Source organism: Massilia sp. 01N417 (assembly GCF_056399645.1).
Genome location: NZ_JBFTRS010000001.1, coordinates 288,407 through 298,898 on the forward strand (window position 1 = coordinate 288,407; position 10,492 = coordinate 298,898).

Genomic DNA, 10,492 nt, shown 5'->3' on the forward strand with positions numbered 1-10,492 from the left:
TCGCGTAACGCCGCTGTCCGCGTGGGTACATGGTGCCCACCCTACGTAGTACCGAGCATCACAGCATTTCCCGCAGTACGAAGTACTCAAACAAAAAGGGATGCACATGATCGAGTCACTCCAGCACCTGCCGCCAGCAGGCGGCACGCACAGCGCATTGTCCGAGCGCTTCACCGACCTGGCCCCGCCCCTCACCGCGCGCCAGGCCGCCATCGAAAGCGCGCGCTGCCTCTACTGTTACGACGCGCCCTGCACGCGCGCCTGCCCGACCGGCATCGACGTCGCCAGCTTCATCCGCAACATCCACGACCACAATATCGAAGGCGCGGCGGTCAAGATCCTGCAGCAGAACATCTTCGGCGGCAGCTGCGCGCGCGTGTGCCCGACCGAGATCCTGTGCGAGGACGCCTGCGTGCGCAACAACGACGCCGAGGGGCAGCCGGTCAAGATCGGCCTGCTGCAGCGCCATGCCATCGACAACGCGCAGTTCAAGGGCCATCCCTTCCAGCGCGCTCCCAGCACCGGCAAGACCATCGCCGTGGTCGGCGCCGGCCCCGCCGGGCTGGCCTGCGCCCACCGGCTGGCGATGCTGGGCCACGGCGTGGTCGTGTTCGAGGCGCGCGAGAAACCGGGCGGCCTGAACGAATACGGCATCGCCAAGTACAAGCTGCCGGGCGACTTCGCCCAGCAGGAAGTCGAGTTCCTGCTGTCGATCGGCGGCATCGAGATCCACTACGGCCAGGCCTTGGGAGAGAACCTGCAGCTGGCCGACCTGCACACGCGCTTCGACGCCGTCTTCCTCGGCCTCGGCCTGGCCGCCAGCCGCCGCCTGGGCCTGACCGGCGAGGACGCGCCCGGCCTGATGGCGGCGGTCGACTATATCGCCACCCTGCGCCAGGCCGGCGACCTGGCCGCGCTGCCGGTGCCGCGCCGCGCCATCGTGATCGGCGCCGGCAATACCGCGATCGACATGGCGGTCCAGCTCAAGCGCCTGGGCGCCGACGAGGTCACGCTGGTGTACCGGCGCGGCTTCGAGGCCATGAGCGCGACCGGCCACGAGATCGAGATCGCCAAGACGCATTTCGTGCGCATCCGCACCTGGGCCGCGCCGCTCGAGGTGCTGCTCGACGAGGACGGCCGCGTGCGCGGCATGCGCTTCGAGGAGACCCGGCTCGAAGATGGGCGCCTGCTGAACACCGGCGCCATCGTCGAGATCGCGGCCGACGCCGTGTTCAAGGCGATCGGCCAGGGCATGGGCATGGAGGCACTGGCCGATCCGCTGGCACGGGAGCTCGAGCACGAGCGCGACAAGATCCGCGTCGACGCCGGTTTCCGCACCGCGCTGCCGGGCGTGTACGCGGGCGGCGATTGCGTCGCACCGGGCCAGGACCTGACGGTGCAGGCGGTCCAGCACGGCAAGCTGGCCGCGCTGGCCATCCATAACGACATCCTATCCAAAGCGGAGGCAGCATGGCCGACCTGAGCATCGATTTCTGCGGCATCAAGTCCCCGAACCCGTTCTGGCTGGCCTCGGCGCCGCCGACCGACAAGGCCTACAACGTGGTGCGCGCCTTCGAGGCCGGCTGGGGCGGCGTGGTGTGGAAGACGCTGGGCGAGGATCCGCCGGCCGTCAACGTCTCGTCGCGCTACTCGGCCCTGCACGGCAAGAACCGCGAAGTCATCGGCTTCAACAACATCGAGCTGATCACCGACCGCAGCCTGGCCATCAACCTGGAAGAGATCACCGCGGTCAAGAAGGCATGGCCGGACCGCGCCATGATCGTCTCGCTGATGGTGCCCTGCGAAGAGGCGCCGTGGCGCGAGATCCTGCCGCTGGTCGAGGCTACCGGCGCCGACGGCATCGAACTGAACTTCGGCTGCCCGCACGGCATGCCCGAGCGCGGCATGGGCGCCGCGGTGGGCCAGCAGCCGGACCTGATCGAGCAGGTCACGCGCTGGTGCAAGACCTATACGCGGCTGCCGGTCATCGTCAAGCTCACACCCAACATCACCGACGTGCGCGCGCCGGCGCGGGCGGCGCTGGCGGGCGGGGCGGACGCGGTCTCGCTGATCAACACCATCAACTCCATCACCCACCTGGATCTCGACCGCATGGTGGCCCACCCCATCGTCGGCGGCGCAAGTACCCACGGCGGCTATTGCGGCTCGGCGGTGAAGCCGATCGCGCTGAACATGGTGGCCGAGATCGCGCGCGATCCGCTCACCAGCCGGCTGCCGATCTCGGGCATCGGCGGCATCGGCAGCTGGAGCGACGCCGCCGAGTTCATCGCGCTGGGCGCCGGCTCGGTCCAGGTCTGCACCGCCGCCATGCTGCACGGCTTCCGCATCGTCGAGGAGATGAAGGACGGGCTGTCGCGCTGGATGGACAGCAAGGGCTACGAGAACATCGCGGCTTTCTCGCGCAAGGCGGTGGCCAACACCACCGACTGGAAATACCTGGACATGAATTACCAGGTCATCGCGAACATCGACCAGGAGAAGTGCATCCAGTGCGGCAAGTGCTACGTGGCCTGCGAGGATACCTCGCACCAGGCGATCGCGCGGCTGGTGGAAGGCGAGGCGCGGCGCTACGAGGTCAAGCCGTCCGAGTGCGTGGGCTGCAACCTGTGCGAAATCACCTGCCCGGTCGAGGACTGCATCACGATGGTGCCGCAACCGACCGGCCTGCCGTACATGAACTGGACCAAGGATCCGCGCAATCCGAGGGCGGAGGTGAGCGCGTAGGGGGGCATACCGTGCCCACGCGAATGGTGGCATCATGTGGCCATTCGCGTGGGCGGAGACCGCCCACCCTACGTCATGATGGAGAAAGACCCGATGAGCATGGACCCAGCCGCACACCCCGACCTCTGGAATCACGACCTGGCGCCGACCGGGACCGCCCAGCGCACCTGGCGCTGGTATCACTTCGCCGCCCTGTGGGTCGGCATGGTGATCAGCATTCCCGCCTATATGCTGGCGTCGAGCCTGATCGAGGGCGGCATGTCGGCCTGGCAGGCGGTGATGACGGTGTTCGCCGCCAACGTGATCGTGCTGCTGCCGATGCTCCTGATCGGCCATGCCGGCACCAAGTACGGGATTCCCTACGCGGTGCTGGCGCGCGCTTCGTTCGGCACGCGCGGCGCGCGGCTGCCGGCGCTGATGCGCGCCGTGGTCGCTTGCGGCTGGTACGGCATCCAGACCTGGTTCGGCGGCAGCATGATCTATACGCTGCTGGGCGTGCTGCTCGGCGCCCCGATCGGCGGCGACAAGCTGCCGGGGCTCGGCATCAACGCCGGCCAGCTGGGCTGCTTCCTGGGCTTCTGGGCGATCCAGATGTATTTCATCGTGCACGGCATGGATTCGATCCGCAAGCTCGAAACCTATACCGCGCCGCTGAAGATCGCGATCTGCTTCCTGCTGCTGTGGTGGGTCTACGACAAGGTCGGCGGCTTCGGGCCGCTGCTGGACCAGCCTTCGCAATTCGCCCCCGGCGGGCCGAAGGCCGGGATGTTCTGGTCCGTGTTCTGGCCTTCCCTGACCGCGATGATCGGCTACTGGGCCACCTTGGCGCTGAACATTCCCGACTTCACCCGCTTCGCCAGGACCCAGCGCGACCAGGTGGTCGGCCAGTCGCTCGGCCTGCCGCTGCCGATGGCACTGCTGGCGGCGCTGGCCGTGACCGTCACCTCGGCCACCGTCGTCCTGTACGGGAAGGCGCTGTGGGACCCGGTCGACGTTTCCAGCCGCATGACCGGCGCCGGGGTGCTGGTGGCGCTGCTGATCCTGCTGATCGATACCGCCAGCGTCAACCTGGCCGCCAACATGGTCGGCCCCGCCTACGATTTCTCGGCGCTGTCGCCGAAGCGCATTTCCTACCGCGTCGGCGGCTACATCACCGCCGGCATCGCGCTGGCCATGATGCCGTGGAAGATACTCGAGAAGACCGAGAACTACATCTTCATCTGGCTGACCGGCTATTCGGCCCTGCTCGGACCGATCGCCGGCATCCTGATCATCGACTACTACTTCATCCGCAAGACCGAGCTGGCGGTCGACCAGCTCTACCGCGACGACGGCATCTATACCTACCGGAGCGGCTGGAACACGGCCGCCATCGTGGCCTTCGCCGCCGGCGTGCTGCCGAACATCCCGGGCTTCCTGAACGCGGCCTTCCCGGACGCCTTCCCGGGCGTCGGCTCCACTTTCAAGACCTTGTACACCTATGCATGGTTCGTCGGCATCGCGATCGCCGCGGTGGTGTACGGCCTGATGATGAAGGGCAGGGCGGTGCCGGCCATGGCCCCCGCCCGCTCGCTCGATTGACGACCTACGTGGGCGCCCCGTGCCCACCATGAACGATAGGAGTTGCTCATGTCCGTATTGATCCGCGGTGGTACCGTCGTGAACGCCGACCGGGCGTTCCGTGCCGACGTCCTGTGCGAAGGCGGCAAGATCGTTGCCGTCGGCGAGAGTCTCGAAGCGCCCGCCAATGCAAGCGTGATCGACGCCGGCGGCCAGTACGTGATGCCGGGCGGGATCGACACCCATACCCACATGCAGCTGCCCTTCATGGGCACGGTCACCGCCGACGATTTCTATACCGGCACCGCGGCCGCGCTGGCCGGCGGCACCACCACCATCATGGACTTCGTGATCCCCGATCCGAAGCAGCCGCTGATGGACGCCTTCCACACCTGGCGCGGCTGGGCGAAGAAGTCGGCCGCCGACTACACCTTCCACGTCGCCGTCACCTGGTGGGACGAGTCGGTGCATGAAGACATGGGCACGCTGGTGCGCGAGCATGGCGTGAACAGCTTCAAGCACTTCATGGCCTACAAGAACGCGATCATGGCCGACGACGAGACCCTGGTGAAGAGCTTCCGCCGCGCGCTCGAACTGGGCGCGATCCCGACCGTGCACGCGGAAAATGGAGAACTCGTCTACCAGCTGCAGCGCGAACTGCTGGCCAAGGGCATCCGCGGACCGCAAGCGCATCCGCTGTCGCGTCCTCCGGCGGTGGAAGCCGAGGCGGCGAACCGCGCGATCGCCATCGCCGGCGTGCTCGGCACCCCGGTCTACATCGTGCACGTATCCTGCGCCGAATCCCTGGAAGCCATCGCGCGCGCCCGCGCCCACGGCCAGCGCGTGTACGGCGAGGCCCTGGCCGGCCACCTGGTGATCGACGACAGCGTCTACAGCAATCCCGACCCCGCGTTTGCGCGCGCCTTCGTGATGAGCCCCCCGTTCCGCTCCAGCCACCACCAGACCGCGCTGTGGCAGGGCCTGCAGGGAGGGAACCTGCACACCACGGCCACCGACCACTGCACCTTCTGCGCCGAGCAGAAGGCGATGGGCGCCGACGATTTCACCCGCATTCCCAACGGCTGCGGCGGCGTCGAAGAGCGCATGGCCGTGGTCTGGGACGCCGGCGTCAACACTGGCCGCCTGACCACCTCCGAGTTCGTGCGCGTGACCTCGGCCAACGCGGCGCAGATCTTCAACATCTACCCGCGCAAGGGCGTGGTGCAGGTGGGCGCCGATGCCGACATCGTGGTGTGGGATCCGGAGGCGACGCGCACCTTGTCCGCCGCGACCCAGCATTCGAAGGGCGGCTTCAATGTGTTCGAAGGGCGGACCGTGCGCGGGGTGCCGACGCATACGTTGGCGGCCGGGAAGGTGGCGTATGCGCAGGGCGATCTGCGGGCGGAAGAGGGGGCCGGGCAGTATGTGGAGCGGCCGGCGTTTACGGCCACGACTGCCAACGCCGCGTGAACGCGAATAGCGCCACGAACATGTAAACGTCGTTCCCGCGTGCGTTACGTCTACTCGTCAAACTTGGGTCCCCGCCTGCGCGGGGACGACGTTGGTTTAGGTTCCCGGTACATCAAACAATACGAATCCTGAGGAGCACCCATGAACGAACTCCACATCAACGGCCCCCGCCTCTGGACCTCCCTGATGGACCTCGCCCGGATCGGCGCCACCGACAAAGGCGGCGTCAAGCGCCTGGCCCTCACCGACCTCGATCGCCAGGGCCGCGACCTGGTGGTCCAGTGGGCGAAGGAAGCAGGCCTGAGCATCACGGTCGACAAGATCGGCAACGTCTTCATGCGCCGCGAAGGTGCGAATCCGGCGCTGCCGCCCATCGTCACCGGCAGCCACATCGATACCCAGCCCACCGGCGGCAAGTTCGACGGCAATTACGGCGTGCTGGCCGGCCTGGAGGTGGTGCGGACCCTGAACGACCTGCAAATAAAGACCGAGGCCCCGATCGAGGTCGCGTTCTGGACCAACGAGGAAGGCTCGCGCTTCGTGCCGGTGATGATGGGTTCCGGCGTATTCTGCGGCGCCTTCAGCCTGGAGACGGCCTATGCCGCGCGCGACGTCGACGGCCTGAGCGTCGGCGAGGAGCTCGACAGGATCGGCTACCGCGGCGCGCAGACCCCGGGCGAGCATCCGATCGGCGCCTACTTCGAGACCCATATCGAGCAGGGCCCGGTGCTGGAAGACGAGGACAAGGTGATCGGCGTGGTGCCGGCCGTGATGGGCCTGTCGTGGTATGACTGCACGGTGGAAGGCATGGAGGCGCATGCCGGCCCGACGCCGATGCACCTGCGCCGCGACGCGCTGCAGGGCGCGACGAAGATCATGCAGGAGACGGTGGCGATCGCGAACCGCTATCCACCCTATGGCCGCGGCACGGTCGGCATGGTGCAGGTGTTCCCGAACAGCCGCAACGTGATTCCCGGCCGGGTCAAGTTCAGCATCGACCTGCGCAACGTGAACGACGAACTCCTGAACACCATGCACGGGGAGATCACGGCCTTCGTCGAGCGTACCGCCAGCGAGACCGGCCTGAAGATCCAGCTCGAGCGCGTGTCCTACTATCCGCCTTGTCCCTTCCACCCGGATTGCGTGGGCGCGGTGCGCAACGCCGCCGCGAAGCTGGGCTATTCGACCATGGACGTGGTGTCCGGCGCCGGCCACGATGCGATCTACGTGGCGCGCCTGGCCCCGGCCGGCATGATCTTCGTGCCCTGCAAGGACGGCATCAGCCACAACGAGATCGAGGACGCCCAGCCGGCCCACCTGGAGGCGGGCTGCAACGTGCTGCTGCATGCGATGCTGGAGCGGGCAGGCATCGCGTCCGGCTGAGACCGGGCTGGCACACCGGCAGCCTGGCACGATAGATGAAATTGTTTCACAATGGTAACAATTTCGAGTCGGATGTTTCCAGTGTCGCCGAACCGGAGGAAGTCGTAGCATACTGTCGGCAGCCGCCTTCCGGGGAGCGCTGCCTGTCGGGCATGCTGCTCCGATCTTCAGTCTTCCAACGGTTGTTTGACGATGCTGACTGGACACTACGATACACCGCTGGTCCTGATTTCGATCCTGGTCGCGATCGCCGCCTCGTATGCGGCGCTCAGCCTCGCCGGCCGCGTGAGCCAGTCGCGCGGCCGCGCCGTCGGCGCCTGGATCGTCGGCGGCGCCATCGCCATGGGCTCGGGCATCTGGGCCATGCACTTCGTCGGCATGCTGGCCTTCCGCCTGCCGATCCCGATCGCCTTCGATTTCTCCCTGACCCTGGTCTCGCTGCTGCTGCCGATCGCCGCCTCCGGCCTGGCCCTGTGGCAGGTCAGCCGCGGCGAGCTGGGATGGAAGCGCCTCGCCGTCAGCGCCGTGCTGATGGGGATCGGCATCAACGCCATGCACTACACCGGCATGGCCGCCATGCGCATGGAGCCGGGCATCGTCTACGATCCCTGGCTGTTCGCGCTGTCGGTGGCGATCGCCATCGCCGCGTCCGGCCTGGCATTGTGGATCGCCTTCCGCCTGCGCCGTAACGCCCCGAACGTGTGGCTGCCGCGGATGGGCGCGGCGGTGGTGATGGGTGCGGCCATCGCCGGCATGCACTATACCGGCATGGCGGCGGCCAGCTTCCCGCTGGACTCGGTCTGCATGGCCGCGAAGGGCGGCGTCAGCCACGACGGCCTGGCGACCCTGGTCGTGATCGCGACCTTCGGCGTGCTCGGCTTCGCCCTGCTGGCATCATTGTTCGATGCACGCCTGGAGGCGAATGCGCGCGTGCTGGCGATCTCGCAGGCCACCGCCGCCGAGCGCGAGGAACTGCTGACGCGCGAGCGCGCCGCGCGCGACGAGGCCGAGCGCCTGAGCGCCCTGAAGGACGAATTCCTGGCCACCCTCTCGCACGAGCTGCGCACGCCGCTCAACGCCGTCCTCGGCTGGGCCAGCATGCTGCAGCGCGGCGTCAGGGACGAGGCGACCCTCAAGCGCGGCCTCGAGACCATCGAGCGCAATGCGCGCGCCCAGGGCCAGCTGATCGACGACCTGCTCGACATGAGCCGCATCATTTCCGGCAACCTGCGCCTGGACGTGCAGCTGATCGAGCCGGACAAGGTGATCGAGGCCGCCCTCGGCACCGTGCATCCGGCCGCGGTGGCCAAGCGCATCGAGTTGCGCGTCGACGTCGCGCATGGCATCGGTACCGTGCTGGGCGACCCGGGCCGGCTGCAGCAGGTGATGTGGAACCTGCTGTCGAACGCGGTCAAGTTCACCCCGAGCGGCGGCATGGTGCAGGTGCTGATGAGCCGCGAAGGCCAGGAGGTCGTGATCCGCGTGGCCGATTCCGGCATCGGCATCGATCCCGAATTCCTGCCCTACGTGTTCGACCGCTTCCGCCAGCAGGATGCGTCGATCACCCGCAAGCACGGCGGCCTGGGCCTGGGCCTGTCGATCGCGCGCCAGCTGGTCGAGCTGCACGGCGGCACCATCGACGTCGCCAGCGCGGGCTCGCATGCCGGCACTACCTTCACGCTGCGCCTGCCGCTGGCCGAGCCGGAAGCCGCGGCGGCGCCGGCGGCCGCTCCCCGGGACACGGCGTGGGCGCAGGGGCAGGGCGGCCTGGCCGGCGTCAAGGTGCTGCTGGTGGACGATGCCGAAGACACCCTCGACGTGCTGCAGCAGATCCTGCACCAGAACGGCGCCACCACCATGGCCGCCTCCAGCGCCGGCACCGCCCTCGCGCTGCTGGAGCGCGAGCGGCCTGACGTGATCGTCAGCGACATCGGCATGCCCGACGTCGACGGCTTCGAACTGATGCGCCGCATCCGGCGCCGTTCGGCCGGCGCCGGCGGCGCCATCCCGGCCATCGCCCTGACCGCGTTCACGCGCCAGGACGACCGCAACCAGGCGATCCAGGCCGGCTTCACGGACTACCTCGCCAAGCCGGTCGAGCCGGGATCGCTGGTCGACCACATCGCCCAGGCGGTGGGGCCGCGCGTGCTTCACTGACGGGCATCACTGAGCGTCGATACGGCCGTACAGGCCATGCTCCTCGTCGCCGGGACCGGCGGTGTAGAACAGGGTATTGGTCGGCTGGTTGCTCACTCCGTTGCCGAAGGCAATGCCCCACAGGCCGTCGATCACGATCGCGCTGCCGTCGGCGCGCATGAGGGTACCGGCGAAGGCGCCGGTGTCGGGATTGTAGACATTGATTTTCCCATCGCCGAAATTCCCCACCAATAGCATGTTGCTGGCGCCACCAAAATTGGCCGGCGCCATCGCGATGCCCCAGGGGGCGTTCAGTGCGCCGCCGGTGACGAGCCGTTTCACCAGTGCGCCGCTGGCATCGAAGACGTCGACGACGCCGAGCCCGGCGCCCTTGGTTTCATCGATGCTGCCGGTGGTGCGCTGGGCGTAGGCGACGACGATGCGGCCGCCGATGGCCTGGATGCCGAAGGGCGCGTAGCCGGCCGGCAGGTTGGGGTCGGCGAAGGCGCCGCCGGGCAGGGTCACCCGGTGCCAGCTAGCGTCGTAGACGTCGACCCGGGCGTTGCGGAAGTCCGCCGCATACAGGTAGTTGGCGCCGGCATAGGTGGCGATCGCCAGGCCCTTGTAGACCGCGCCGGTGGCGCCGGTGTCGACCACCAGCACCGCGTTGTTGCGGTTGACCGCCGGCGACCAGCCCGACAGCGTGCCGTTCTCGGTGGCGAAGATGAAGGCGCTGGCCCCGCTCACGCCGTTCTGGGTTACCTGGAAGCTGGTGCTGCCGTTGTAGACGATGCCGGTCGGGCTGGAGGTCCCGCTGCTGCCCGGCGGGATCGCGACCACCAGGGTCTGGGGCACGCCGTCGCCGTCGTACAGGGTCGAGGTGGCGCTGCCGTTGTTCGCCACCCAGGCGAAGCCGGTCGGGTTGAAGGCGAGGCCCCAGGCGTTGACGAGGTGGCCGTCGAGGTGTGCGGCGCCGCTGCCGCTGTCCGCGACCAGGGGCCGGGTGGCGAAGGCGCCGGCGATGGTGGGGGTGGTCGGGGGCGGCGTCATCATCTGCATGGAATTGCCGCCATCGCCACCGCCGCCACCGCAGGAAACGAGGGCAACGGCGAGACCGGCGCCGAACAGGCCTGCCCTGAGGCAGGCGGTCGCTCTGGAATGTAGGTTCATGATTGCTCCTGTCAGGACGAATCGAAGG

7 protein-coding genes are annotated in these 10,492 nt (G+C 68.0%); 6 read left to right on the plus strand and 1 reads right to left on the minus strand.

The genetic code is table 11. The features are described from left to right. Window positions 1-106: 106 nt before the first annotated feature. From AC1DOQ_RS01330 to AC1DOQ_RS01355, 6 genes are all read left to right on the plus strand, one after another. Window positions 107-1,483 carry an NAD(P)-dependent oxidoreductase gene (locus AC1DOQ_RS01330; protein WP_477359453.1) on the plus strand — a complete coding sequence of 459 codons (1,377 nt, stop codon included), beginning with the start codon at window positions 107-109 and terminating at the stop codon, window positions 1,481-1,483. Next, window positions 1,471-2,745, plus strand: coding sequence for an NAD-dependent dihydropyrimidine dehydrogenase subunit PreA (gene preA / locus AC1DOQ_RS01335; RefSeq protein ID WP_477359455.1), 1,275 nt, complete (start codon window positions 1,471-1,473; stop codon window positions 2,743-2,745). The genes AC1DOQ_RS01330 and preA overlap by 13 nt, the downstream gene beginning before the upstream one ends. Before the next feature lie 93 nt (window positions 2,746-2,838). Continuing rightward, window positions 2,839-4,326 carry an NCS1 family nucleobase:cation symporter-1 gene (locus AC1DOQ_RS01340; protein WP_477359458.1) on the plus strand — a complete coding sequence of 496 codons (1,488 nt, stop codon included), beginning with the start codon at window positions 2,839-2,841 and terminating at the stop codon, window positions 4,324-4,326. 48 nt (window positions 4,327-4,374) lie between these two features. Next, window positions 4,375-5,775 carry a dihydropyrimidinase gene (gene hydA / locus AC1DOQ_RS01345; RefSeq protein WP_477359461.1) on the plus strand — a complete coding sequence of 467 codons (1,401 nt, stop codon included), beginning with the start codon at window positions 4,375-4,377 and terminating at the stop codon, window positions 5,773-5,775. A gap of 141 nt (window positions 5,776-5,916) precedes the next feature. Further along, window positions 5,917-7,158 carry a Zn-dependent hydrolase gene (locus tag AC1DOQ_RS01350; protein WP_477359464.1) on the plus strand — a complete coding sequence of 414 codons (1,242 nt, stop codon included), beginning with the start codon at window positions 5,917-5,919 and terminating at the stop codon, window positions 7,156-7,158. Between the two features lie 192 nt (window positions 7,159-7,350). Next, window positions 7,351-9,315: an MHYT domain-containing protein gene (locus AC1DOQ_RS01355; protein ID WP_477359466.1), complete on the plus strand. Its 1,965-nt coding sequence runs from the start codon at window positions 7,351-7,353 to the stop codon at window positions 9,313-9,315. Between the two features lie 6 nt (window positions 9,316-9,321). On the opposite strand, the gene AC1DOQ_RS01360 is transcribed toward AC1DOQ_RS01355, so the two are convergent. Then, entirely contained in the window at window positions 9,322-10,464 is a 1,143-nt protein-coding gene (locus AC1DOQ_RS01360; protein WP_477359469.1) for a TIGR03118 family protein, read from the minus strand. Window positions 10,465-10,492 lie beyond the last annotated feature (28 nt).